Origin of the sequence: Actinomadura sp. CNU-125 (genome assembly GCF_001942465.1) — a bacterium.
Classification (GTDB): domain Bacteria; phylum Actinomycetota; class Actinomycetes; order Streptosporangiales; family Streptosporangiaceae; genus Spirillospora.
In genome coordinates, this window is sequence record NZ_MKJY01000144.1 from 32755 (window position 1) to 56934 (window position 24180).

At 64.6% G+C, this 24180-nt stretch carries 21 protein-coding genes and 1 pseudogene; 2 read left to right on the plus strand and 20 right to left on the minus strand.

Going from position 1 to position 24180, the window contains the following annotated elements; all coding sequences use genetic code 11:
- The 17 genes from BJF79_RS18265 to BJF79_RS18335 form a co-directional block, all read right to left on the minus strand.
- On the minus strand, window positions 1–1902 hold the full coding sequence (locus BJF79_RS18265; RefSeq protein ID WP_075899018.1) for an ATP-binding cassette domain-containing protein: 1902 nt from the start codon (window positions 1900–1902) through the stop codon (window positions 1–3).
- On the minus strand, window positions 1899–2660 hold the full coding sequence (locus tag BJF79_RS18270; RefSeq protein WP_075899020.1) for an ATP-binding cassette domain-containing protein: 762 nt from the start codon (window positions 2658–2660) through the stop codon (window positions 1899–1901). Before BJF79_RS18270 ends, BJF79_RS18265 begins: the two co-directional genes overlap by 4 nt.
- Window positions 2657–3805 carry an ABC transporter ATP-binding protein gene (locus tag BJF79_RS55535; protein WP_075899022.1) on the minus strand — a complete coding sequence of 383 codons (1149 nt, stop codon included), beginning with the start codon at window positions 3803–3805 and terminating at the stop codon, window positions 2657–2659. Before BJF79_RS55535 ends, BJF79_RS18270 begins: the two co-directional genes overlap by 4 nt.
- 103 nt (window positions 3806–3908) lie before the next feature.
- Window positions 3909–4106 (minus strand): hypothetical protein, encoded by a 198-nt coding sequence (locus BJF79_RS60620; RefSeq protein WP_262402230.1) that lies wholly within the window; start codon window positions 4104–4106, stop codon window positions 3909–3911.
- 26 nt (window positions 4107–4132) lie between these two features.
- Complete coding sequence (locus BJF79_RS18280) at window positions 4133–5074, minus strand: DegT/DnrJ/EryC1/StrS family aminotransferase (RefSeq protein ID WP_262402231.1); 942 nt, start codon at window positions 5072–5074, stop codon at window positions 4133–4135.
- 46 nt (window positions 5075–5120) lie between these two features.
- On the minus strand, window positions 5121–6356 hold the full coding sequence (locus BJF79_RS18285) for a Gfo/Idh/MocA family protein (protein ID WP_075899024.1): 1236 nt from the start codon (window positions 6354–6356) through the stop codon (window positions 5121–5123).
- Complete coding sequence (locus tag BJF79_RS18290; protein ID WP_075899026.1) at window positions 6353–7225, minus strand: sugar phosphate isomerase/epimerase family protein; 873 nt, start codon at window positions 7223–7225, stop codon at window positions 6353–6355. Before BJF79_RS18290 ends, BJF79_RS18285 begins: the two co-directional genes overlap by 4 nt.
- Window positions 7226–7400: 175 nt before the next feature.
- Window positions 7401–8330 carry a phytanoyl-CoA dioxygenase family protein gene (locus tag BJF79_RS18295; protein ID WP_075899028.1) on the minus strand — a complete coding sequence of 310 codons (930 nt, stop codon included), beginning with the start codon at window positions 8328–8330 and terminating at the stop codon, window positions 7401–7403.
- Entirely contained in the window at window positions 8330–9073 is a 744-nt protein-coding gene (locus BJF79_RS18300) for a hypothetical protein (protein WP_075899030.1), read from the minus strand. The genes BJF79_RS18295 and BJF79_RS18300 overlap by 1 nt, the downstream gene beginning before the upstream one ends.
- Window positions 9070–10887: a B12-binding domain-containing radical SAM protein gene (locus BJF79_RS18305; RefSeq protein WP_075899032.1), complete on the minus strand. Its 1818-nt coding sequence runs from the start codon at window positions 10885–10887 to the stop codon at window positions 9070–9072. Before BJF79_RS18305 ends, BJF79_RS18300 begins: the two co-directional genes overlap by 4 nt.
- 155 nt (window positions 10888–11042) lie before the next feature.
- Complete coding sequence (locus tag BJF79_RS18310) at window positions 11043–11825, minus strand: nucleoside phosphorylase (protein ID WP_075899064.1); 783 nt, start codon at window positions 11823–11825, stop codon at window positions 11043–11045.
- 32 nt (window positions 11826–11857) lie between these two features.
- Entirely contained in the window at window positions 11858–12352 is a 495-nt protein-coding gene (locus tag BJF79_RS65660) for an aldo/keto reductase (protein ID WP_316043379.1), read from the minus strand.
- Window positions 12295–12819: an aldo/keto reductase gene (locus BJF79_RS65665; protein ID WP_316043377.1), complete on the minus strand. Its 525-nt coding sequence runs from the start codon at window positions 12817–12819 to the stop codon at window positions 12295–12297. Before BJF79_RS65665 ends, BJF79_RS65660 begins: the two co-directional genes overlap by 58 nt.
- Window positions 12820–12835: 16 nt before the next feature.
- On the minus strand, window positions 12836–13645 hold the full coding sequence (locus BJF79_RS18320; protein WP_075899034.1) for a phosphotransferase: 810 nt from the start codon (window positions 13643–13645) through the stop codon (window positions 12836–12838).
- Window positions 13646–13715: 70 nt separating this feature from the next.
- Complete coding sequence (locus tag BJF79_RS18325; RefSeq protein ID WP_316043378.1) at window positions 13716–14270, minus strand: disulfide bond formation protein DsbA; 555 nt, start codon at window positions 14268–14270, stop codon at window positions 13716–13718.
- Window positions 14271–14426: 156 nt separating this feature from the next.
- Window positions 14427–15533: a nucleotidyltransferase family protein gene (locus BJF79_RS18330; RefSeq protein WP_075899036.1), complete on the minus strand. Its 1107-nt coding sequence runs from the start codon at window positions 15531–15533 to the stop codon at window positions 14427–14429.
- Between the two features lie 45 nt (window positions 15534–15578).
- On the minus strand, window positions 15579–16580 hold the full coding sequence (locus BJF79_RS18335; RefSeq protein WP_083733560.1) for a thymidylate synthase: 1002 nt from the start codon (window positions 16578–16580) through the stop codon (window positions 15579–15581).
- 798 nt (window positions 16581–17378) lie between these two features.
- Between BJF79_RS18335 and BJF79_RS18340 the strand changes: the two genes are divergently transcribed.
- Both BJF79_RS18340 and BJF79_RS51105 read left to right on the plus strand, forming a co-directional pair.
- Window positions 17379–18221, plus strand: coding sequence for a thioesterase family protein (locus tag BJF79_RS18340; RefSeq protein WP_075899040.1), 843 nt, complete (start codon window positions 17379–17381; stop codon window positions 18219–18221).
- A 108-nt stretch (window positions 18222–18329) separates the two neighbouring features.
- Complete coding sequence (locus tag BJF79_RS51105) at window positions 18330–19418, plus strand: class I SAM-dependent methyltransferase (protein WP_083733561.1); 1089 nt, start codon at window positions 18330–18332, stop codon at window positions 19416–19418.
- A 110-nt stretch (window positions 19419–19528) separates the two neighbouring features.
- Here the strand turns inward: BJF79_RS51105 and BJF79_RS18350 are convergent, their stop codons facing one another.
- From BJF79_RS18350 to BJF79_RS67050, 3 genes and pseudogenes are all read right to left on the minus strand, one after another.
- Window positions 19529–21166, minus strand: coding sequence for an IS1634 family transposase (locus BJF79_RS18350; RefSeq protein WP_075899044.1), 1638 nt, complete (start codon window positions 21164–21166; stop codon window positions 19529–19531).
- Window positions 21167–21377: 211 nt separating this feature from the next.
- Window positions 21378–21838, minus strand: a pseudogene (locus BJF79_RS18355) (transposase); the annotation flags it as partial.
- Window positions 21732–22199, minus strand: a complete 468-nt coding sequence (locus tag BJF79_RS67050; RefSeq protein ID WP_410050106.1) for a reverse transcriptase N-terminal domain-containing protein — start codon at window positions 22197–22199, stop codon at window positions 21732–21734. The pseudogene BJF79_RS18355 and the gene BJF79_RS67050, both read right to left, overlap by 107 nt.
- Between the last annotated feature and the right edge of the window lie 1981 nt (window positions 22200–24180).

The window sequence follows — 24180 nt, forward strand, 5'->3', positions numbered from 1 at the left end:
TTACGGTCCTCTCTTGTCTGTTGCATCATCGGAAGCGTCTCGTCCGGTTTGTGGGGATGGAAGATCTCCCGTATCCGGGCCTGTCCCGCCGGATCGTGGTGGCCTGCCGTTCGATCCTTCCTCCTCGACGCGGTACCCCTCCGCTTGGGCTCGGTACAGGCCTGCGTACAGTCCACCGGCATCGAGGAGCTGGCTGTGGCTGCCCTCCTCCACTACCCGGCCGGCGTCGAGGACGACGATGCGGTCGGCCATGTGCACTGTTGAGAAACGGTGCGATACAAGCAAGGTGATAGCGCCGGTGCGTGCCGCGGTGCGGCGGGCCTGTGCCGCGAAACGCCCGAAGACATCGTGTTCGGCATGCGGGTCGAGGGCGGAGGTCGGCTCGTCGAAGACGAGCAGGAGCGGCTGCTCGCGCATGCTGCCGCGAGCGAGCGCCATTTTCTGCCATTGCCCGTGGGACAGTTCGACTCCGTCGAAGAGTTCGCCGAGTTGGGTGTCCGGTCCGTCGGGGAGTGCCTCGAGCAGGTCCGCGGCGCCCGCGTGCTCGCTCGCCCTGGCTACCGCGGCGAGATCATCGAGGTGCGGCAGGTCGCCGACGCCAACGGTATGGCGAGCAACGAGCTCGAGTTTCGCGAAATCCTGAAAAGTTCCGCTGCAACGCGCGGCCCAGGAATCGGGAGCTAGTTCGGACAGTCGTTCTTCGTCGATATGGATTTCTCCGTGTGCCGGCTGATACAAGCCCGTTATCAGCTTGACCAGCGTGGACTTGCCGGCTCCGTTGGGACCGACCAGGCCGATGACCGAACCGGCCGGGAAGAACAGGTCGACGTCGCGCAGAGCGGGCCTTTCCGCGCCGTGGTGGCGAAACGTTAGTTGTTCGACGCGAAGGCCCGAGCGCAGGCGCTCCGGCGGTAGTCGGCTGCCCCGGGGCCGGTGATCCGCGTAGTCTCGCAGCCACAGATAGTGGTCGATGATGTGACGGGCCGCCCCCATGCGTCGCATTCCGTTCAGGGTGGCGGCGATCTGCTGGCGGAGCTGTGTGCCGAGGGTGACGATCATGACGACATCGCCAGCGGTGGCGCGTCCCTGCTTCACCAGATGCGCCGTCACGGTGAGCGCCGCCGCGAGACCGGCTGCGAAGCACACCCAGCCAAGCATCTGTAGGACGGTGCCGCGCACCCGGGCGGCGGCCTCGCGCTCGGTAAGTTCGTCCCACAGACGCCCAGCCCGGCGGCTGAGATCCTCGTCGGATCCGGCGATCCTCAGTTCCATAGCCGGTTCCGGCTCGAGGCACAGCTCATGAAGGCTGATTTCAAGGCGATGCTGCTCAGCCGTCAGGTCCTTGACGCGATTCACGATCTGTTCGGCTCGGTTGCCGAACCACAGCGGGGGCACCGCGCAGAGTGCCAGCAACGCCAGTACCGGGTGAACGGTGCCGAGCAACCACAAGCTCAGTGCCAAGCTCAGCACCGAGGTCGCCGTTTCGGCGACCGTCCAGCAGAAGGCTGCGAGGCCGTGTGCCCCGTTCAGGGTTAGCGAGAGGCGGTTGAGGTACTCGGGGTTCTCCAAGTGCTCGATGGACGCGATGCGTCCGGTGCGGCGCAGCAGATTGTGGCTGAGCACGAGCACGACCTGGTCGTTGAGCAGGTGGCTGAGATTCGCTCGATATCGGTTGAGTACCACGGCCGTGGTGTGCGAAAGCACCCCGACGATCACCGCGGCGGCAATTCCGGAGGTCGAACGCATTCCGGCGGAATCCACGAGCCAGCGCTGGCTCAGCCCTACACCCGCCACCCCGCCAGGGAGGACGACCGACACCACCGCGATCTTCCAGACCGCGGCCCGATCCGCCTGACAGGCCAGCGCCAGTAGTTCGCGGGCCGCCCCGAGTAGTCGTCTCACCGCGCCGCCCCTCGCCGATCTTCCATCCCTGCGTCGAACCGGGACGCCTGCAGCCGGAACAACTCGGCGTAATCGCCGTTTCGCCGCATCAGTTCCGGATGGGTGCCGCTTTCGGTGATGCGGCCGGCACTCAGGACCGCGATGCGGTCGGCATTCCGGACGGTCGACAACCGGTGCGATATCAGGATGACCGTGGTCCCGCGTACGGCTCTGACGACGCGGTCATAGAACTCGGCTTCCGCCTCCACGTCCAACTGGGCCGTGGGTTCGTCGAGGACGATCACCGAGCGCCCGCGGCGCACTGCGTACAGAGCGCGTGCGATCGCCGTCCTCTGCCATTGGCCGCCCGAGAGGTCGGCGGCCCCTTCCCACAGGACGGTGTCGAGCCGGCCGGGGAGGGAGTCGACCTGAGGCCGCATGCCGGAGATGTCGAGGACGTCCGCGACAGCCTGATCGCTTGCGGGCAGTTCCGGTGCCGACAAGGTGATGTTGTCCCGGACGGTGGCCGGATACCGGACGAAGTCCTGCAGGACCACCGTGACTTGGCGCCGCCAGTCCTTGATATCGATGTCCGGCAATGCCCTGCCGGCGATGGTGATTCGTCCGCGGTCGGGTTCGTGCATGCCGGCGAGGAGCCGGATCAGCGTCGATTTGCCGGCCCCGTTGACGCCCACGATGGCCAGCACCTCTCCTGGCCCGACCTCCAACGAGAGCCGGTCGAGCACCGGCGATCCGACGCCCGGATAGGCGAAGCTCACATCCTCGAACCGGACGAGCGGTGGCCGGGAGCCCGCGCCCGGGAATACCCCACTGGTCGCACGGCCTCGGGAGGTGCACCGGTGCTCCCCGTCCCGTACTCCGCCTCGAGCCGGTGCAGGGCGCGGGCCGCGCCCGCGCCGTACTCGATGTCGAACGCTTCGAAGCCCATGCTCCCGATCTGGAAGATGCCCCATGCCGCCGTCAGGCAGGTGGCCACGCCACTCGGATCGAGGTTTCCGAAACCTGCGGCCATGCCAGGGATGAGCAGCGCGCCCAGTGCGGACCCCGTGACCAGGACCACCGTGAGCCCCTGGCTGCGGGTCACGAACCGCCGGGCGGAGGCGTTCTGGTCGACCCAGCCCCTGTGCAGGCTCAGCCTGCGCCGCAGCACCCATTCCACAAGACCGAAGAGGCGGACCTCCTTGGCACCCTCCTTCCCGCGGGCCAGCGCCGCCCAGTACTCGGCCTGCCGTTGCTGGAGTGCTCCGCTGTCACCGACGTGGGCTAGATACAGCAGGTGACGACGGATGATCGCGCGAACCAGCAGCGAGGCGACCAGCAGGCACAGGGCGAGGGCGGGGAACCAGGCGGCGAGCACGAGCGTTGAGGCCACCGCCGCGCAGACACGTGAGAGCAGGAGCAGTTGCCCGGCCACGGCCGTCCCGGCGGAGCGGACCCGCCAGGTGAACGCCGCGTCGCTGGAGCGGGTGGCATCGGCACGGAAACCCTGCGCACCGAGGTGCGCCACGCCGCGGGGCAGGAACGCGAGGTGACGGACTCTGCGCCGTACCGCGCCGTCGATGTCCCGGGCCACCAGGATGCTGCAGTGGGCGGACAGTGCCTCGGCCAACTGCTGCCCGAGCAGGGTCGCCACCACCAGCAGCAGGGGACCGGCCACCGCACCCGTATCGGCGGCCGCGCTCACCGCGTGGACGAGCTCTCCGGTGGCCAGGGCTGTGGCGGGCGGAGCGGCCGCCGCGGCGGCCAGTGTCGCGATCAGGCATCCCGCGCGCCATCTCCCGGCCGCGGGCAGGAGGGACAGCAGCTGGCGACGTTCCGCCAGTAGCGCGCGGACCGCCGACCAGCTGGCCGAACTCGCGATACTCTCCGCTTTCAGGGCCGCGTGATAGGGGCTCTTCCGCACTACATATCACTCCCCGGGGGCCGGCACGGGCGGCGTTGCCATCGGCCGGAGGGTTCCGTGGGCGCAGTCCCATCGGGAGAAAAACCGCGCCGCGCCAAGATATTCAACTGACCTTGCGGACGGCGGAGTCGATGGCCTCGGCGATCATCTGGTTTTCGGTCGTGCTCATGAGGGGATGAAGCGATGGGCACAGAAGCCGTTCGGCCACTTCGTCGGTCAGTGGGGCATCCTGACCCAGGGTGGCTTCCCGCACCATCGGGTGCGTGACGTATGTCTGGGGATCGGCCACGATGCAGCCCACACCATATTCTCTTTCCAGGATTTCAATCAATCGGTCCCGGCGGCGCCGCGCCACTCCGGCGGAACCAGGACCGAATAGCGGTAGTACACGTGCTGCCGGTCCGCGTGCTCGTACGGCAAGGAAAGTGGAACCGTGTTATCCAGCCATTCATTGCGCTGCCGGGCGAGATGAATTCTTCGCTCGTTCATGGCATCGAGACGGCGCAGTTGCACGAGTCCCACCGCGGCCTGCGCCTTGGACATCTTGAGATTGGTGCCCCAGTGAATGTTCTTGCCGAACGACCGAAGCCTCCGCAGTCGCGCCGCCAGCGAAGCGTCATCGGTGGTCACCATGCCGCCCTCGCCGAGGGTCGTCATGAGCTTCTTGCTCTGAAAGCTGAAGACGGTCGCCCATCCGAGGCTCCCGACTCTGCGCCCGTTGTACGTCGCTCCGCAGGCGCGTGCGGCGTCTTCGATGACCAGCGGCGGCCCGAACTCGGGATGGGGATTGCGCGCGGCGATGTCGAGCAGTGCGTCGATATCGGCAGCCAGCCCGTTCATATGGGTGGCCAGGATGGCCCTGGTCTTGGATGTGATTACCCTTTCCACATCCTGTGGATCGAGGTTGAGGGTGGCGGGGTCGGGTTCGCACAGGACGAGTCGTCCACCGCTGCCCAGTACGCTGACATGTGCACCGACGAAGTTGATTCCACAAGAGATGACCTCATCCTCAGCGCCCAGTTCGAGGGCTTTCAGTACCATGTCGAGCGCGCTTCCGGCCCCGTTGTACGCGACCGCGTGCGCCGCGCCGACGAACCGGGCGAAGGCGTCCTCGAACTCCACCTCGCGATGCTTGGCGCGGAAGCCCACGCGCCAGTCCATGGATTCTCTGATGGCCGTGACGGCGGCGCCGATCTCTTCCTCGGTGTACCAGCCGCCGAGCGCGGGATCACGTGGGAAACGCAGTTCGCCTTCATCGGTGCGAATCATTTTTCCTTCTTCGGCTGCGATGTTGAGAGCGTCTTCTCAGCCACTTTCACGGCCAGCGGGTGACCTGCTCCCTGAAGTCGTGCTGAAGGGGGCCGTCGGGGGCGGCGATACTGGCCTGGTATGCGTGAACGCGGCCCGCCATGACATCCGCCACCTGGACTGTTTCTCTGATGACCGCGGACTCATAGAAGGCAAGGGAGGTGGCGAGTGTCTCCATGGCCGACAGTCCATCGATTTCCACGGATCCTCCCTGCCTGATTGCCCGGAGGAACTCGGCGCACTCGATGGGGAAATCCTGGCGCAGCCCATGAGGGAATAGGCGGTCACTCTCCTTGCCGGACAGCGACTGCAGGAAGTCGGCGGTGTACTCGTCCAGTTGGCGCGTGTTTCCGCGCTGATCTCGGATCCGCGCCTCCGGTAACGGCGCGTGGAAGAGTTGGCCACCGTCACAGACGAGCGCGCCCGCTGTCCCTTGAATGCTGAAGTGGAAGTATTCGTTCCCAGGCAGCCCGGAAGTGGACGAAAAGATGCCGGTCATACCGTTCGTGAAATTCAGCAGCCCTGCGAGCAGGTCCTCTCGCTGGTCGACGTTGACAGATCCTCCGTCGAGCGGCTGGTCGACCATCCGCTTGGCGAGAGCGGTGACCGATTCCACCGGCCCGAACAGGTACCGCATCACGTCCAGGAGATGTGCTCCGTTGTCGATGGCCCATCCGCCGCCGCTCAGCCGGCGATCAGCACGCCAATGCCACTGTTGGGGCAGCGGGGCCCGGTAGCGGCTCCGTTGGGCATGGAAGATCTGCGGCTCTCCGAGGGCCCTCTGCTTCTGGATAAGCCAGTGGGCCGTTCTGATGGACGGCGACCGTCGGTGGTTCTCTGCCAGAGAGAGGACAAGGCCAGCCGCCCGAGCGGTCTCCACCATGCGCCGAGCCGCGGGAATGGTCTGCGCCAAGGGCTTCTCCACCAGGACGTGGACGCCTTGGGCGAGCGCCGTGCACGCCGCCTGTTCGTGGAGATGGACGGGCAGGCAGATGTCCAGGCCGTCCAGAGCCGCGCTCCCGATCAGGGCCTCTGCGTCCGTGAAGACCAACGGGTGGCGATCCTGCCAACTCGTCACGTGGTCGGCTGCGCGTTGGGCGAGGCCCGGGTCGGCGTCGCAGACGGCCACGATCTCGAATGTTCCGGGCGCGGCCGCGGCCACAGCCTGCCAGGCGCGCATATGTTCGAGGCCGATGAGCCCGCATCCGAGCAGGGCCAGACGTGTCCTCGGTGCGCCGGTCATGAGTTGCCGGCCTCGGTGGCCGTTCCGACGTGCGGGCGCGGCTGTTCGAGGACCCGAGCCGCAGCCCGGTGGGCGAGCCGGGCTGCCTCGTACGGCGAGCGGGAGTGCAGCTCCCTATTCTTGAGTTCGACTGAGAGAGGGCCCTCGTAGCCGCGCCATTGCAGGGCGGCCAAGAGAGCGGGAAGGTCGATGCAGCCGTCACCAGGCAGCTGACGCAGCGAGTCGTCCAACAGGTGGCGCCTGATGTCCGGAGCGTCGTTCAGATGAACGAAAATCGGCATATCCGCCGGAATTTCAGCAACTTCGTGAGCGGTTCCACCGGAGGCATGCCAATGATAACTGTCGAGCAGTACCCCCACGTTTGGCGATCCAAGACAACGAATGAGTTCGACGGTCTCTTTCAGCGTTCTACACCCGCGGTCGGAACGGTCGAAGGTGTGCAGTCCGTTGAACTCGAGCATGAGCGACAGGTCAAAAGAGGCGGCCCAAGCCGCGACCCTGCCGATCCGGTCGAGCGTTTCCTCTCTGCCGGGCACGAGGAAGCCGGTATCGGGCCGTTGCCGCGGCAGCACCAACGCTCCGCTGCGGCTACCCAACCGTGCAACCGCCTCCATTTCCGCGATGGCCTCGGGGAGTGCTTGCTCGAAGCGGTCACGCTCCCAGTGCAATCGGATGGACCATCCTCCGTGCACAGGCGTGATGGCACCGCTGGAGACCAGCTCGGCGGCCTGCGGATCGCCGGACACAGCCTCGAGCAGGCGGCGGGCAGACAACTCGACGAAGGGGAAGCCCGCCGCATGCGAGGCGCGCACGACCTCGCCGGCGGACGTGTCACGAGACAGTGTGACGCGATTGAGACACAATTTCACTGCTCTTCTCCTTGGCGCACGATTACGGAACGGACCTGGCATGGATATTGCTCACGTCGAAGCGGAGTCTCACTAGCGTCACAAGAGTCCGAAGCCACCACATGTGGATTGCGACCGACTAGACATCGTTACAGTTTGGAAATCACTTTATCTCGCTTCCGTGATCGGCGCCGTATCACTCCACGTCCTTAGAGCGTTGATGAAAAGCCTTCCGGTAGGGTGCGATGTCCATCCGGGGATAGCGTGCGGCCATACCGCGTAGTGTCACCTCGTCCCAGTAGGGATCTGCAACGGCCGGAAAGCCGATCAGCTCTCTCTCGTGGGGACTCGAAGTCTCTATGAAACGCCGCAGGGCAGCCGCATCCGGATACGGGCGTTCTCCTGAGGGCCAGGCGATGTCTTGCATCCAGGTGACGTGTGCGGAGTGATAGGTAATGAAGTGAACCAGCCGTCGGCCGGTTTCCGCCGTCATGGCCGTGCCGCGGTGAAGAGTGCTTCCAGTGAAGATCAACAGCGATCCGGCCTCTGCGTGCACTGGTGTCTCCTTCGAGTAGAGCTCGGGGAAGAGGTCCGGTGGCCGGACGGTCATGCCGTGCTCGGTGAGAAGGTCCATCCCGCGTGTGTGCTCCTGCGAGACGACGAACGTCGGGGCATGGCCCGCCATGACATTCGTGTAGTAGAGAATCATGAAGGTCTGCCGGAAGAGGCCGTCATCCCGCGGATACGCGAGGGATTTCTTCCCCCACGTGTCGTTGTGTAGATTCTGGTCGTCGCCCGCTCCGAAGCGGGTGCCATATTTGACCTGAAGCGTCGATTCTCCAAGCCGCAGCCGCGTCGTTCCGTACGACCGTTCCAAGAACCGGAGGATCGCCGGATGCACGGTAATCCGGTTCAGCGCGTCGTCGACGAAGGGAAAAGTGGCGACCTTGCGATGATTGGTGTAGCGGTCCGGCGCCGCAGCCAGTTCGTCGTCATCGGGGAAGTAGTACGCCGCCGCTTCGCGGCACCACTGAACCTCCCGTGCCGACAAAAAGCCCGGCACGAGAACATATCCGTGCCTTTCGAGTTCGGCGACGTGTTCGTCGGTGATGCGCTCGCGCTTCATCACACGCCCTCCAGATGCTCATCAATTGCGCGTAGAAGGTCATCGCAGACTTCGTCGATGGTGCGGTCTCGCCCGTTCCGGACCGTGGGCCATCCGCGGGCTCGGCCGAGGCCTCGCAAGACTGCCGCTAGTTCACTGGTGAAGGCCACGAATTCCCGCGGTGCGTAGGTCGTGGCACCGGACGGGTCGTATACCGGATCCGGGCATCCTGCTTGCTCGTACCATCCGCGCCGGTCTTCTTCGCCGGCCTCCACCAGAACCGTGACGCTGTTGGTCCGCGGCAACAGGTCGTCGGGCAGCAGGTTGCGCTGCCACTCGCTGAAGGCTGGCAGGGCATGCTCTGGAAGGGCACCGCGGCGGCACGCCTCGATGCCCAGCCGCGCCCACGTCTTGGCCCACCAGCTTTCTGCGATCACGATCCGGCCTTGCCCGAGGCCGTCCATGACCTGGCTCTCAAGTAGCGCCGCGTACTGGGTGGCTGCTGCCAGAGACAGGACCTGGAAACTCGTGCTCAGGTCACTCGCCGCCCTGAACAGCGAACCGACCGCCGTGATGATGTCGGTGTACTCGGCCGGGCCGAGTGGATCGTCGCGCCGAAGCCGGTCGACGCACCGCCCGTCCTGCTCCAGCCGGCGGACCAGCCGCCCGACTATGGCGCTCTTGCCCGATCCGTCCGCTCCCTCGACCACGAGGAACAGACCGGGGAGCGTGCTCTGCGGCATTGGATCGGCGGCCAGGCTCATTCTCGGCGTCCGGATGCATCGTGGGCCGTACGTTCCTTCAAAGCCCGGATCAGCTCGGCCTCCTGCGCGGTGTCCACGCTGTCGACGACCTCCCAGGGAACGACTTCGTCAATGCTCAACTCGCGCAGGTAATAGGAGTGGTCGAGGTCCTCGGCGTCTAGGACCTTCCGCAGTTGCTCACCCGTGAGGGCGGTCAGGTCCATTCCATCGTCGTAGAGACGCTCCAGTATTCTTCCGATGCGCCGATCACCACGCAGGCAGACGCTCTCCAGAAGCAGTCTGCTGGACTCGCCCCAGAGCACACGGTAGTTGCGCTCGTAGGCCTGGTCGCCGACCAATGCTCGGAGTCGATCCTGGATTTCCTGGACGAATTCTTCGGTATGGTCGGGGTCGCTCATCGGGAGGCGCTGGCTGACCGTGTTCGGTTTGGGCATGAACTGCTGAAGCTTGAGAATTATGGTCCCATCAGGCCGCTCGAATCGGTTGAAGATGTCTACTGCGTAGTCGGCGATCGCCGCACGATCCTCCCGCGTTTCTCCGGGCGCACCTACGATAAAGTAGAGCATGATGTGTGCGAAGTCCTCGTTCTCTTTGAGGAGATTGATCGACTTGTGCACGCGCTGGAGCGTCATGGTCTTGTTGAACATTGCCACGAGGTCCGCGCTGGCGAACTCCGGAGCGATAGTCACAATGCCACGTGTGGAGCTCAGTTTGAGCTCCGTGAAAAGATGTCCAAATTCGCCGAGTTCGGAGACCGCTGAAAGGTAGCGGGCGGAGAGTTCGTCGGCGCGAACGGACCCGATGATGGTGGTCACCTTGTTCGCCGCGCGCCCCGAGTACTCACGCAGTCGATCGAGCAGCCGGTAGCGCTTTCCATACTGTGTGAAGGTGGGAGAGCTGATGATGATCTGGCTCGCCCCGATCTCTTCTAGCTTATCGATGTAGCTCATCAGTAGGTCGAACGGGGCCTGCCGGAACGACGGTACACCCAGGGTGCAGAAATGACATGCCCAGCGGCAGCCCAGAGTCGGGACGATCATTCCGCAAGTGCCGTCGATGATCGGCGCGACCCAGTGCGCGTCGTGGAGGTCCTCCACTCCAAGGTACTGAGCGTGAACCTTCGCTGGAACCGTGAGCCGGCGCGGCTTGACGCTGGAGATACCACCGCTCGGCCGCAACTCATAGGAGTACATGCTCGGCACGTAGAGCCCGGGTACCTGCGACATGCGTTCGAGGACCGCGTCCTTCGGCCGGCCCTCGTCGAGCCCGTCTCGAACGATATCGATGAGCTGGAGCATGGACTGCTCGCCCTCGCCGAGGGCGATGGCGTCCAGGTAGTCACCCAGGATCTCGGGGTTGGCGAACCCGCCGTTTCCGCCCACCACCAGCGGATGCCTTCCCAGTCGCCTTTCCTCGCTGCGCCGTGGAATGCCAGCCAGGTCGAGGAGTCTGAAAAAGGAGGGTAGGTCTCCGGAATTGGTGATGCTCACCCCGATGATGTCGGCTTCGGCAACCGGCGCGGCGCTCTCGATAGATCGATAAGTCTCCCCGGCTGGTGTACGGAGGCGCTGTCCGTCCTCAGTAAGGCAATCGTAGATAATTGCCCTTTCGGCGACCGCGGGGACGTCCTTCCTTCGGTTGATCAGGTCGTAGAGGGCGAGGGGGCCCATGCACAGAAGTGAGTATTCGTGCCCATAGGGAAGCAGGAAGACGACCCTGAGGGGCTTTTTGGGCTTTTCCGTGAAGTCGTACGGCGCCCCGACGATGATCTCACGGTCCTGAATCTTTTGAATTTCTTCCTCGATTGTTTGCATGACTCTCCAAGTTCATGTCGGCGGCGACCGCCGTGGGCGGATTTAGGGTGTGGTCGGCTATGCCACCGGGGGCTGCCTCGGCAGGCTGCCGTAGCGAGAAAACGGGTGAGCCGGGTGGCGGCGGAGTCGATGAGCGGCGGCTACCTAGGGTTCGGTCAGTTGCGCAGTGTCGAGATGGCGGCATGGACGGCGGTGTTCAGGGAGGTGGCAGTGGCGTCCGAGCGGGCGCCGCGCGGGGTTCGGCGACCCGGCATCAATAGATCGGACACCGCGAAGGCGGCCGCGCACTCGATGTCGCGGTACCGGCCGACCGCGAAGAACGCGGCAGCCTCCATTTCAACCACCAAGGCGCCTTGCCGTGCGTATTCATCTGCTTTCTCGCGCGTTTCCCGGTAGAGCGCGTCGGTGGTCCAACTCGTCCCGCGGTGCAGGCGGCAGGCGGTGGTCCTGAGCCGCTCGAGCAATTTATGCGTCAGTCCGGCGGTCGGTCGCGCAGGCTCCCCATGTTCCCAGTAGTGATGGGAAACGCCTTCGGCACGGATGGCGCTCTCGCACAGGATGAGGTCGCCGACGGCGACGCTCGTCCCAAGGCCGCCGGCGGTTCCGACGGCGATGAGACGCTGGGCCCCGAGCGCGATGAGCTGCTCAGCGATCACTGCGGTCGCGGGTCCGCCAATGCCGAACCCGCTGCACACTCCGACCGGCTCACCGGGCCCTCCCAGGATGCGCAGGTCTGCGGACACCCATGGAACGGGGGCGCTTAATGCCGCGGACGCGTGGAGGTTTCGCACCGCCGCGTTCTGATATAGAAGGACGACCCCCCCGAGTTCGCGGAGCCCCACACTGTGGCCATGCGTAGCCCGTATGTACTCGGCATGCTCGCCTGGGTCGACGCATGCCAGCTTGGTCAGTTTCCCTCCAGCCATCACCGTGTCCATCCGGGAGTCCGTGTCCTCTGCATGGTCGGTCCTCACCAGGCGAACGATTCCGGAGCTGGGCCGGGCCCGGGAAATATCTCTTCCAATTCTTTGGTCAGTGAGTCCGGCAGGCGCAGCCGTATCGCGCGCAGGGCGGACTCCAGTTGCTCCACGGTGCGCGGCCCGATCACCGGTGCCGTCACCTCGGGACGGCTGATCAGCCACGCCAGCGACACCTCGGCTGGCGCGAGTCCATGCTGTGCACACACGTGCTCGAAGCGTCGGACCTGGTCGGCGTGGCCGAGCAGGGAGTGGGCCCCGCGTCCGGCGTGCCGCCGTTTTCCCTCGGAGGATCCGGCGGCGAGCACTCCTGCGAGCATGCCGCCGTGGAGGGGCGACCAGGGGAGCACCGCGAGCCCGTAGGCGCGGGCAGCCGGAATCACTTCTTGCTCGGCATTGCGTTCGGCGAGGTTGTACAGGCACTGTTCGCTTACCAGACCGAGCGACCGTGCTTCAAGGCGGACTCCTGCCCTTGGGCCAGCTGCCAGCCCGCATGATTGGAGGTGCCGACATAGAGCACCTTGCCCTGATCGACCAGGACGTCCATGGCCTGCCAGATCTCCTCCCAGGGAGTGCAGCGGTCCACGTGGTGAAGCTGGTAGAGGTCGATGCGATCGGTCCGGAGCCGGCTCAGGCTGCCTTCCACGGCCTGTCGGATATGGCGGGCCGACAGGCGGCCGTCATTGGGCCAATCGCTCATGGCGCCGAAGACCTTCGTGGCGATCACCATGCGGTCGCGGCGGCCGGGATCCGAAGCCAGCCAGTTGCCTATATGGGTCTCGCTGACGCCCCGGCCGTACTTATTCGCAGTGTCGATGACATTGATTCCCGCTTCGTAGGCCCGGTCGAGAAGGGCGTGGGATTCTCGCTCCGTGGTGACCTTGCCGAAGTTCCAGCCACCAAGGAGGACTGCGCTGACCCGCAGTCCCGCCCGGCCTAGCTGCCGATATTCCACATCTGGCTCCCAGGTGTCAGGGCATGAGCGTGAGGAAGCGTTCGGCGCGGACCCGGCGCTCGGTCACCGCGCCGGCGACCGCGGGATCGTCCCTGGCCAGCGATCTGAGCAGCCAGTAGGCGGCCTTCATGCGGCGTGCCATGAGGAGCCGCTCGGTGCTCTGTGGTGAACTGCACGCGGCGCCGATCGCCTCGCTCCAGTCGCTGCTCGGGATGCCGCGCAACGTGACGTGTTCGAGTAGATCGGCCAGTTCGGTGGCCTGATCACTGCGGCCGGAGTCCTCGAAGTCGACAATCTGGAGCGTGCTCCCGTCCTTGATGAAGTTCCGGATGTTGGGATCTGACTGCCCGAAGCACACGTCCCCGGGTTCGGACACCAGACGCCGGGGCTCGGGCCCGGCGAGCCAGTTGCGCGCGGCGTCCAGTGCCCTGCCTGGCTCAGGGGAACGGCTGTCCTGGGCTCTCGCCATGTTCACCGCGGCCAGAGCCTCCCACCGCCGCAGCTTGGGTACCTCAACGCGCGCATGGCTGATGGCGTACGGCATGTCGAGTACGGCGTCGGCGGGGATCGCGGCGTGCATCCGCCGACGGGCGTCTGCGATGAGCGCGACCTCCTCGGCAGGCGGTGGGACCGTTTGCAGCGCGTGTCCCGGCAGCCGACTCATCGTGATGCTGGGGAAAGTACGGCGGATTTCCATCCGAAGGGGACGCGGTGCCAGTCCTGGGACGAATTCATCCAGCAGATGCAACGCGCGCCATTCTCGCAGATGCTCCGAATGTCGGACGGTGCGGAACGTTTTCACCACCGCATCGGAGGTCACCCGCACGCTGTGCGTCTGCCCACGGCACGGCTCGGTGGAACCGCTACTCTCGGAACTCGGGTGTGAACGTGACATCTCAGCGGAACTTCGGTTTGCGGGTGCGCGTGCGCTTCAGTTCAAAGAAGCCATCGGTCTCCGACACCAGCAGTACTCCGTCCCACAGCCTGCCAGCCTTTTCGCCGGCGGGGGCCGGAGTGACCACCGGCCCGAAGAAGGAATTACCGGACACGGATATGATCGGCGTGCCGACCTTCAGGCCGACTCGCCGCATTCCATCGTCATGGCTAGCTTGGAGCACGGACTCCACGTCGGCCGATTCGGCGGCCTCGGCGAGGTCCTCGGGAAGCTGTGCCCCGCGTAGTGCCTCCCGGAACACGTCGTCGTCATAGGGCCTTTCTTGAAGGTGGAATATTCTCCCCAGTTCAGAGTACAGCCGCCCCTGTATCTGATGCGGATCGGCACCGACCTGCCCGCCATACCGGGCGGCGGCGGCGACCACGCGTCCCACTCCAAGCGACTGGTCCATCAGTTTCTGATACCGGTCAGTCTTCACGTTGCCAGCATTCAGAATGGCCAGGCACATGATGTGCCAACGGATGCGGACGGGCCTCACCTGCTCCACCTCCATCATCCAAGCGAGGTGATCCCAGGCCCAGGGCAGACCGGGTCGAACCAGAAGTCCGCAATGACCTGGGACCCACGGGATGATGACACGCCTGCCGACTCGCTCGTTTCAGTATGCTCGGGCAACGAGGTCTCCTGAGGAAGGTGTCTAGTATGGCTGGGATCAGGTAGTAGGCAGGGAGTCGGTGAACATGCGTTCGACGATCCCGATCTGCCAGCTGCATGATCCGGCCGCGGCGTCCATGCCATACCTGTCAGCGAAGTCCGGGGTGACTGCGGCGTCGGACGCGAGGCGATCGGCAACTCCGGGCGAGATTGGGGAATCCGGGTACAGACGGCGAGCGTTCTCGACAGCGAAGTACAGTGATGCGCTGAGGCGATGCCTCCGGGCGGTGGCGATGACGGCGTCCCAGTCGGTTTCTACGGCGATGGCCAGCACATCCACGTACTGCATGATGCGCTGAAATCGACCACGTCGCACATACTCTGTCTGCGTACTTTCTTCGTAAAGATGGGTGCAAAGGTCGATCGCCAGATGGTGGGCTGCCATGACCTGCATCGAACCAGGTTTCGAATCGCCCGAATCTCCGGCAGTGTCGAAGATCTCTTCTGCGGCAAGCCCGTAATTCGAGTCGCCACACACAATGGAGTTTTCCGGATCTACGATGATAAACGGCAGCATCGTGTCTTCGGTTGCCAGCAGGAGCCGCGAAAGATGACTGGAGTAATTCTTTTCTTCGACGATTCGCGCCTTATCTGACGAAAGGGTCCCCGTGAGATATCCCAAACCAGTCATGGTGGTCATGAACGCCTCCTCATGACCCGGCCGCACCAGGAGATCGATGTCGGACATCGGCCGCACACCGATGTCGTCGTAAGCATGGCCGATCAGTGCGGGACCCCGCCTGAGCACTGCCTCCACGTGCGCCTTGCGCAGCGCTTCGGCGATGCGCCGGATCTCGTTCCGCATGACGCGGTTACGATATGTGGTAGCCCGGTACCAGGTCTCGTAAAGGGCGTGTCCGCGAGGGAGCCGCCCGCCGCAGGCCGACCAGGGACCGGTGAGCATCCGCCAGCACAGGCCGAGAAGCCGATGGCGGTAGAGTTGCGTCGTCAGGAAGGACCAGTCGAGGAGATCCTGTCCGGCCAGCAGGTCATCCTGAATATCGAGGTGCTCAGGGTCGCCCGACCAGCCATAGCGGCCGACCTCGAGTACGAACCGGCGTTCTAGAGTCTGACCGCCATGCTGGACGGGCCTTGAAATGCTCATCTGTGTCGATGCTCCCTGTCCATCGTCCTCGTTGGTGGTGACGAGTCACCGGCGGGCTGCGCGCCGTTTTATGAGGGTCTCTCGTGCCGGAACTGCGAAGTACTCCGGCAATTCCTCCGCTTCGGCCAGTGCCTGATCAGGCTCGTTCGCGTGCAGGAGCCACTGCAGTGACAGGACACGGCAGAACGCATACCAATACGGGTGCAGCTTCTCCTGTGCGCCGGCCATGACCGCCTTCAGCTCAGGATCGTTGCTGCACGTGCGGATCCTTTCTTCGAACACTGCCAGCGACTGCGCCTGGTCCAGCGGCGCAGGGGCCGTCGGCATCGGATCCATCTCGAAGCTTTCCCCGGAGGACTGCGATGCGGACATCGCATCGTCCAGTTCGCGTTCGGGCACCTGCAGCACACCCGTGTAGTGCAGGTACCTGCGAAGCGGGCGGCCGAGCTCTGCTGCGACGAGTTCGGCGAGAAGGGAGAACTCGAAGAAGTTCACCGGCATGACGGATGGCTTATTGGACCGCATCATGGTCGTACCGATAACGCCGTCGTCCCGGCAGTGGTACAGCGTACCGAAAGCGCAGGGAATGTCGAACGGGTCCCGCACCGCATCCAGCGGGTTCCAAACGACGGTTGCAGCCTGCCTCGACAACGGCTCTTGACGCAGGCGTTCGATCACACCAGCCAATTGGTCCACACCTGGCTGAGGGCGCCGAATCCGGGCCCCGTAGTTCGACCCGGGTAGGTTCAGGCCATCGGGTGAATAGCTCACAGCGCGCGGCACGTAGTAGGCGACCGGAGGGAGTGCGCTATCACCGCGAAGCATCCAGACGAAACGGCCAACGGCACCGATCAGGTCCAGTCGACGGGCCACGTTGCCCAAAATTCGCTGGTGTGGTCGAGTCATGCCCGTCTGGTATGAGAAAAGTTCTAGGAACATGTCGCCGGTTGCCTTGTCCCTAACAGTGCTACCGAGTTCGAGTACATCCTGCAGGGCGGCGCGCACGGCGTCATCGACCGACTTTGGCGGGTCCACGTGAGGGTTCATCCTGGCACCTCACTGCGCCGATGCTCTGCTGGCTGAGGTGGAGCGAACAACGATTTCGGAGTGAGCAGCCGCAGTGAACGGAGCGGATGACAGACACGTCGTCCTGACACGGGAAACTGCACGAGAACCAACCGATCTACATAGTGCCCTGTTTTCGAGAAAGCCACCTGCGCGCACCGGAACTCACCTCCGACGACTCCTGGCAGCCGATTCGCATCGAGTGGGACCAAGGGGATGCTGACCAGTGATGCAACACATGGGCCGGGACGTTTGCGCAGGTCAAAGCACAGCACCTCCAAAGCGCCAGGGCTCGTGTGGGGCAACGAGCAGGATTTAACCACATGGTAAGTTCCGGCACCATGCCTTGACGCGATCTTGTCGATGTAAACCTCCGGACAGCGCCGCGCAGAGGGCGAGTGACCAGGGGTGAGGCATAGTGTCAGCGCGTACATTGAGCGCCTGTGTCACAACCTCCTGAGAGGCCCGCTCCCACCGTGACGATGGGGAGGCGACACGGCCACGCCGCACAACTGTCGGCACGTTCGCTGTGGAACGTGCGTGCGGCAAGGCCGACCTGCTTAGTTGGGATAGAAGTCGCTTGTGAGCAGGCAAGATGATCTCCCTACGGTCTACGCGTAGCGGTTGAAGCAGGACTGCAGACGGCGCTTGCGTTCAAGATGAGAAGGTGAGCAATCACCGTTACATTCACCTAACCACGTGGTAAGTTGCGGCCTCGCAGGTGTGTGGAGGGCCGTTCGACCCGGTGCCGGCCGCACCTCACGCGATAGGAGGCTCGCTGTGGCAGGTTTGGAAAAGGTGACTGAGGTCGTCGGAGACGCCGGGACTTGGACCGCCATGGTGGACGAGAACCTGCAGCTCTGGGGGCCGAACGGCGGCTACCTGGCTGTCATAGCGATGCGTGCCGCCGCACTTCACGCCGGCGGACGGCGCCCGGCAAGCCTTGAATGTCACTTCCTGGGGTCCGCGAAACCGGGCGAGGTAACCCTTACTACACATACGCTTCGCCAAGCCAAACGTGCGCATTCGGTACAGGTCGTCATGACGCAGAACGGCCAACCCGTTCTGATGGCGCTCGTATGGGCGCTCACAGATGACGTTGACGGCCTGCCGTCGTGGTCACTGCCAAAGCCGGAAGTGCCCGCCCCGCACACCCTCGACCAGGCCGACGAACTGCTGGGCCCCGACCGGGCCCGTCCTGGCCCCTTCTGGAAACTGTTCGATGAACGGCCGATCAATGTAGCAGAACACCGGGCCTGGCCCGACGAACTCTGGGAATCTCCTACCTTTCCCGCCTGGGTGAGGTATCGGCCCGAACCTCGCTTCAGCGATCCATTCGTCGACGCAGGGCGAGCCGTTATCTTGCTCGACGTGTACCCGTACGCGGCAGCAACCGGCGTCCTACGCCCGAATCAGATCACCCATCTGACGCCGACGATATCACTATCAGTTACGTTCCACCACAGGCAGGAACCAGAATCGGAATGGATGCTCCTTCAGGCCCAAAGTCCAGCAAGCGGCGACGGACTCCTCGGTGGCCGTGGAACCGTGTGGGGCGAGACGGGGGAGCTACTGGCCACTGGCAATGTTCAAATGCTGAACCGCCGCTTGCCTGAGCTTTGAACGGTTGCGTACATACAGGCCTCCGCCAATCACTGCGCGTGGCCCGAGTCCGAGCAGAGACGCTGGCGGTCAACTAGACGACACATTGTTCATGTTAGAGGAGTTCGTGTGATTGAAGCCGGTGGTCGATACACCTCGACGGTAGCCCTGTCTTGCCAGGCGAACGGCCCCTTCACCAACTTGGGCTGGGCAGCAGAAGAGCCGGAGTTCCTCTTTACGCCAGACCATCTACTGATCCTGGAGATCCTGCTGCACGAGCATGATCTGGTAGAGGCGGAGAAGGCTTTCGCGGCTCACCGAAACGGTCCGGTCCCCGTCGAGGTGGAGCGTACCTTCGAGGAGTTTAAACAAAAGACCAAAAGGCTGTCTCTGTTCTCTCGAGGGTCGTCGCTTCTCCTGATTGCCGATGAACAGATGGAACCACTTGCAGACTTGACTGAATTGAGTCGCAGCACGCGACAGGTTTTGCGGGGCTTCGGGTCGCTACGCGGTTGTTCCACTTCCAGTACTACGTCCGATTTTCGTCTGCTCCTTCACAACCTGGACGAGCGTGGATACGTTGCACCGGTCCTTGGAAGGATCGACTGGGGCCAACTGCGGCGACTCACTCCCATCTGCCCGGCATTTGGGAAATCTCGCGGCACACCCATTGATCGTCACTACCTTGACCAGTTCATCGCAGAGGTCCGCAGCCAGGTAAGCGGAGAAGTGGTCGAGATCGGCGGCCGTGACGGCAATAGGGACGCCTACGGCTTCACAAAAGCTGCTCGGTATCGAGGCATGGACATCGCGGCGGATCCCGAAGTCTCACTCCTTTGCGACGCAACAGACCCCGCGTCGCTGCCGCCAGAGTGCCTGGATGCCGTCGTTGCCTTCAACGTGCTCGAGCACACCGCCCGCCCTTGGGAGGTCGTTGCCAATATGTGGCGCTGGCTCCGCCCAGGCGGCACCGCCTACTGCATGGTCCCCAATGCTCAGCGCGTCCATGAAGCTCCCAACGACTACTGGCGTCCACTGCCGGCAGCTCTGACAGCCATGTTCCACGACTGGTCCGAGCGGCGCGTGCGCCAGTACGGCAATCCCCTCACCGTCATCGCCTCATACATGGGCGTGCCAGCCGAGGAACTGGATGCTGCTGAACTCGATGCCTACCACCCGGAGTACCCCGTCGCGAGCTGCATTATCGCGCACAAGTAGCGCACGCGCCCACTCACCTAGTGTCCTCCGCCTGAAATTCGCCTATGAAGTTTGTATATTGATGGCTATATCGCATCCAGGTCCGTCTGCCCTGAGCTCGGTCAATCGGCTTAGTGCGTGACGCCGGGGCCTTTCAGGGCGAGGAGGATCTCGCGGTGGCGATCGCTGAGGGTCGGTGGGAAGGTCTGGGTAGCGTCGTTGATCGCGATGGTCGCGCTGCGCAGGGGCCGCAGTTGCCGCACGAGGTTGCGGATCGCGAGTCCGGTCCGGTTCTGGGCCTCGCGGCTGACCGCCAGAGCGGTGAACACGATGGTCAGGTGGGCCTCGATCGCGTCGCGGGTGTGGTGGAACATCGGCCGGGCGCGCAGGTCGGTCTTGGACATCCGGAAGGACCGCTCGACGTGCCACAGGTCGTGGTAAGACGCGATGACCTCGGCGGCCGGCATCGTGGCGGCATCGATGTTGGTGACGTACCCCTTCAGGCCGACCAGTCGGCGGGCACGTTCCAGGGACGCCCGGTCCAGAGTGCGTCCGCCGTTGGTGTTCTTGACGAATCTGGTGGTCTTGGCCTTCTTGTCCCCGGCGATGACGTCCTTGGCGCGGTTCTCCTGGATGGTGAGCGTCCTGGTGTCGCGGACCGCACGCTTGGCCGAGTAGGCCCACACCGCCCGCCACGACCCCGGATGCCGCCGCCGGTCCCAGACCGGTTCGGCCTTCTTGGCCTGGCCGTTCTCGGTGGTGCGGCTGTTCTTGGGGGTGATGGTGTCGATGACCTGCCCGTCTGTGAACGCGTCCCCGTGCCATCGGAAGTGGGAGGCCAGATCGATGGGCGCTTTCGTCGTGCGGGAGCCGACGATGAACCGCAGGTTAGCTTCGTGCAGTGCGGTGAGGTTCTTGGCCGACAGCATGCCCGCGTCGGCGACCACGGCCATGTCGGCCAGGTCGTGACGCTGCGCGAACTGCTCGGTGATCGGCACGATCGTGGTGGTCTCGGCCGTGTCTCCTTCGAAGCAGCCGATCTCCAGCGGGAACCCGTGGCGGTCGACCAGCAGACCGACCACGATCTGGGGGTCGATGCGGCGTTCTTTGGAGTAGCCGACCTTGCGCAGGCCGTCTTCGTTGTCGGCCTCGAAGTAGAGCGTGGTCACGTCGTAGAGGCACAACGACACGTCCCCGGCGGTGACGGCGTGCTCGAAGCAGGCCGCGGCGATCCGATCGCGGTACTTGCCGGCCGTGGCCCGTGCCAGGGTGCGGCGCATCGTCTTCTCGCTGGCCGGTGCCTGTCCCAGGTCGGTCAGAACACGTCCGTTGTCCATGATCGAGGTGGGCTCCACGATCCGGGCGATCACCAGGTCGCGGAAGGTCGCGTCTGCGACCTGGTCGAACCCGAGGTCGGCGTAGACACCGGCCAGTGCGTCGAACAGCAGCTGCGACCCGGTCGCCACGACGCGGTCCGGGCCGTCCCGCCCGGCCGACTGCTGCACTCCGGGCTCGGCGACCAGCACCGGCTCCTCCGGCGGCGGGACCAGATCCGCCACCGGCGGCGACGCCTCGACCTCGAGGTCGAGCATCTGCTGACCGGGGCCGGCCAGCAGGCCACGGGCGCGCTCCAGCAGCACACCGAGTTCGGCCGGGGTATGGGCCGACCCGACATGCTCGATGATCCGCTGCCCCCGGCCCGGCACGTACTCGGCGATCTGCACGGCCGTAGCTCCCGAGGCCGTACGAACCTGCCGGATGAAAGCCACTCCCAGACCCTACGACCCACCCCTTAGTGCGTGAAAACGCACTAAGAACCATGCGTTGCCACAGGTCACAGCCCTATACCCCAGAAGACTCACGAGCCGTGACCGAAGTCAGGTCTGCGGTCGAGGTTCGGCTGTCCGACGCGCAGCGTGCTCGGCTCCTTGCTGTGTCGGTGGAGCCGTCAAGGCGGAACCTGTCAAACCGGATGAGACGTCAGGCTACGTCGGTGGTTTGTGACTCATTGTCGGTCTTGAGTGCTTCGGGTGGCGGGTTGATCCAGACCTTGCGCGGTAGCGGGGCGGGGAGGGCGGTCGGCCGCGGAACCGTTCGGGGTGGGCCTGGAAGGCGGCGTGGAGGGTGGCTGCCCGGCGGGCCTGGATCTGCGCGGCGGTGCCGTCGTGGACCGTCGCAGGGGTGTGCATCCCGATCCCGGAATGGCGGTGTTCGTGGTTGTAATAGGTGAAGAACCGGCCGCAGAACCAGTTGGCGTCCTCGATCGCCCCGAACCGTCCGGGAAACGTCGGACAGTACTTCAAGGTCTTGAACTGCGTTTCGGAGTAGGGGGTGTCATTGGACACGTGCGGGCGGGAATGGGACTGGTCGATGCCCAGCAGGGCGAGCAGGCCGGTGACCGTGTTCGAGGTCATGGACGTGCCGCGATCGGCGTGGATCGAGCGGGGAGCCGCGCCGCCGTTGGAGATGATGGCGTGCTGGATGAACTCGGACCGGCAGCGGATCCCAGGACGAACGCGACCGGTGCGCTCGCACCGCCATTTCTGCCCTGGCCGACGAGGTCAGAGCGACCTCGCCGTCGATCCCCGCCGCCCGGCGCCCGGTGTTGCGTTGCGTGACCTGACGGACGCTGACCAGCGTGTTCGACCAGGACCGCAACATCATCTTCTGCAAGGACCGGACCTTGGCCCAGTCCTGCTCCCGCGTCGCCTTGAAGATCCTTCGCCGCAGTCTGACTACGTTCTGCTCATGATTACGCCAGTCGATGGCGTTCCAATCCACAACGTCCTGGGGTCCGTTCACTATGATGGTGTCCAACTTGCCCCTCGGTTCGGCCCGGCCGTTCGGCTTCGGTGTTCAAAGGCTCACCTGCCCACGTCAGCACCCTTTCGGGTCCGGAAGCTCAGTCCGGCATCCGGCCGGTTCCCCACGACAGGCCGCCTGGAGGAGCGGCCACGTCGTCGCAGGTCCCGTTGCCTTTCGGCCACCGGCATCCGCTTGTTGGGCATCCTGTCCCGCCGAGGGATTCCGCCCCTCTTAGGATCGGCCTACCGAATCGGATCGATCCGGACCTCGACGAGGTTTCCACCTTCCGCGCACACGAGACACGACCGGGGAGGGCGCCCTTCTAAACCCCGAGGCCGGCGGTGTTCCCACGCCCGGCACAGAGGGAGTGGGCGCCGCTTGCCGCCTCTTCCGACGGCCAGGCCCTCACCCCTGGTGTTCGTCCCGTCGTCCAGGGTTCTCTTTGACGAGGTCTCATCGAAGGGTTCACTCGCGTTCACCCGTCCGGTCTTCCCCTTGCCCGGTTGCTCCCCCGGACGGAACAGGGGCCCTTGGGCGTCTTCCCCGAGCTTCACACCCTCGACGGGCAGGACCTGTTGAGCGCGTGTCGGGGCGGGGACCGATCTCGAACACTGATCAGGAACTACGCATCTGGCATAACCGGCCTCCAATCTGCGAATTCACTCGCCATGCGCGACCTCGTGTCGCAGCCCTGAAAAGGAACCACACCCGTGTCCAAATGGGTGTGGTTCCTTTTCAGGGACTTGGTTTGAGAACGCATCAGCCCTGGTGATCGGGTAGAGGAGATTTTGGGGCTTGGCTTGCCGAGGCCTTCGGTGAGTTGACCCCATCCTCGCTCCCTTCGCCACCAGTCACCGCCAGACCAGGTGAGGATGGAACCAGTTCACTGCCTGCCCACATGGAGGGCATGGGTCCCACCGAGGGCGACAGCATGGTACGAGAGGGCGATGTTGTGGCGGGGCACAGGGCGCATGGAACGTCGGGTTTGGGCGCTCACTTGCCGGTTGCGTTGGCGTCGAAGTGTAGTACGTGCAGGTGCTGTCAAGTCATCAACTATGACTAGGGCTGATCATTAGGTGACTTAAAGGCATCGTCAAGCCCCAAGGAGAGGGAGACGGGGCGTGCCTGGAGGGCGGGGCGCGACCAACGAGCGAACACCGAGCGAACAGGGGAACATACCCGGACGAACCGGGCGGGGGGCAAACCGGGGCAATCTCGCGTTTTCCCTGGTCAGGGGTGGTGGGTCGCGTGGGACTCGAACCCACAAGCCTACGGATTAAAAGTCCGGAGCTCTCGTATCAGAGCAGCGCTCTCAGTGTTCGACTCTACCAGTCTGTCCGCATACAGCACCATCTCCATGCCGCCACATCCCGCCACATGCCGCCCCGGTCCAAAACCGCCGAGCGAACAACGAGCGAACACGGTCGGCCCCGCGAATGTGGCGGCTCAACCGTCGAAGCTGCTCCACGGCATGTCGAAGCGGGCGAGCCCTGAGACACGGAGCAGCTGGAGGTGCCACGCTGGGTCCCAACGTTCGTCTTACCCCGCTTCTGGCGGAAGGTCCCGGACCGCGCCTCGCAACGCCTGTCTGCCCCTCGCGAACAATGCGGCTTGGCGCTGATCGAACGCCTCGACGGCGCCGCCAGCGCTGGGTCCGGCCACACCACTACCGCCCGCTGAGTACTCCGTCCTCGCCGCCCGAGTCCTGCACGGCCACACCAAAGAGCCGACCGGTGACTAACACCATACTGACCGCAGCACCCAACCCGGCATCCGAGCCGACGTCGACCTCGGTAGCTGCGCCAGCGCCCGCTACGGCGGGGGGCAAGGCAAGCGCGGCAATGCCGCCTGCGCTGCCGCCGCCAGCCGACCCCCGCGCTGCCCCCTTGGACCGCCCGATCCAGACGCCGTTCTCGCCGAGACGCGCTGGACGTCGCGGGGTCCTATACGTCCGAGCGAGACCAGCCGCCGCTGATCC

Coding starts and splice junctions, on each gene's coding strand:
- BJF79_RS18280 (WP_262402231.1), bottom strand. CDS start 5,074: ATGATTCGCACCGATGAAGGCGAACTGCGTTTCCCACGTGATCCCGCG.
- BJF79_RS18285 (WP_075899024.1), bottom strand. CDS start 6,356: ATGACCGGCGCACCGAGGACACGTCTGGCCCTGCTCGGATGCGGGCTC.
- BJF79_RS18295 (WP_075899028.1), bottom strand. CDS start 8,330: ATGAAGCGCGAGCGCATCACCGACGAACACGTCGCCGAACTCGAAAGG.
- BJF79_RS18300 (WP_075899030.1), bottom strand. CDS start 9,073: ATGAGCCTGGCCGCCGATCCAATGCCGCAGAGCACGCTCCCCGGTCTG.
- BJF79_RS18305 (WP_075899032.1), bottom strand. CDS start 10,887: ATGCAAACAATCGAGGAAGAAATTCAAAAGATTCAGGACCGTGAGATC.
- BJF79_RS18310 (WP_075899064.1), bottom strand. CDS start 11,825: ATGGACACGGTGATGGCTGGAGGGAAACTGACCAAGCTGGCATGCGTC.
- BJF79_RS18325 (WP_316043378.1), bottom strand. CDS start 14,270: ATGATGGAGGTGGAGCAGGTGAGGCCCGTCCGCATCCGTTGGCACATC.
- BJF79_RS18330 (WP_075899036.1), bottom strand. CDS start 15,533: ATGAGCATTTCAAGGCCCGTCCAGCATGGCGGTCAGACTCTAGAACGC.
- BJF79_RS18335 (WP_083733560.1), bottom strand. CDS start 16,580: ATGAACCCTCACGTGGACCCGCCAAAGTCGGTCGATGACGCCGTGCGC.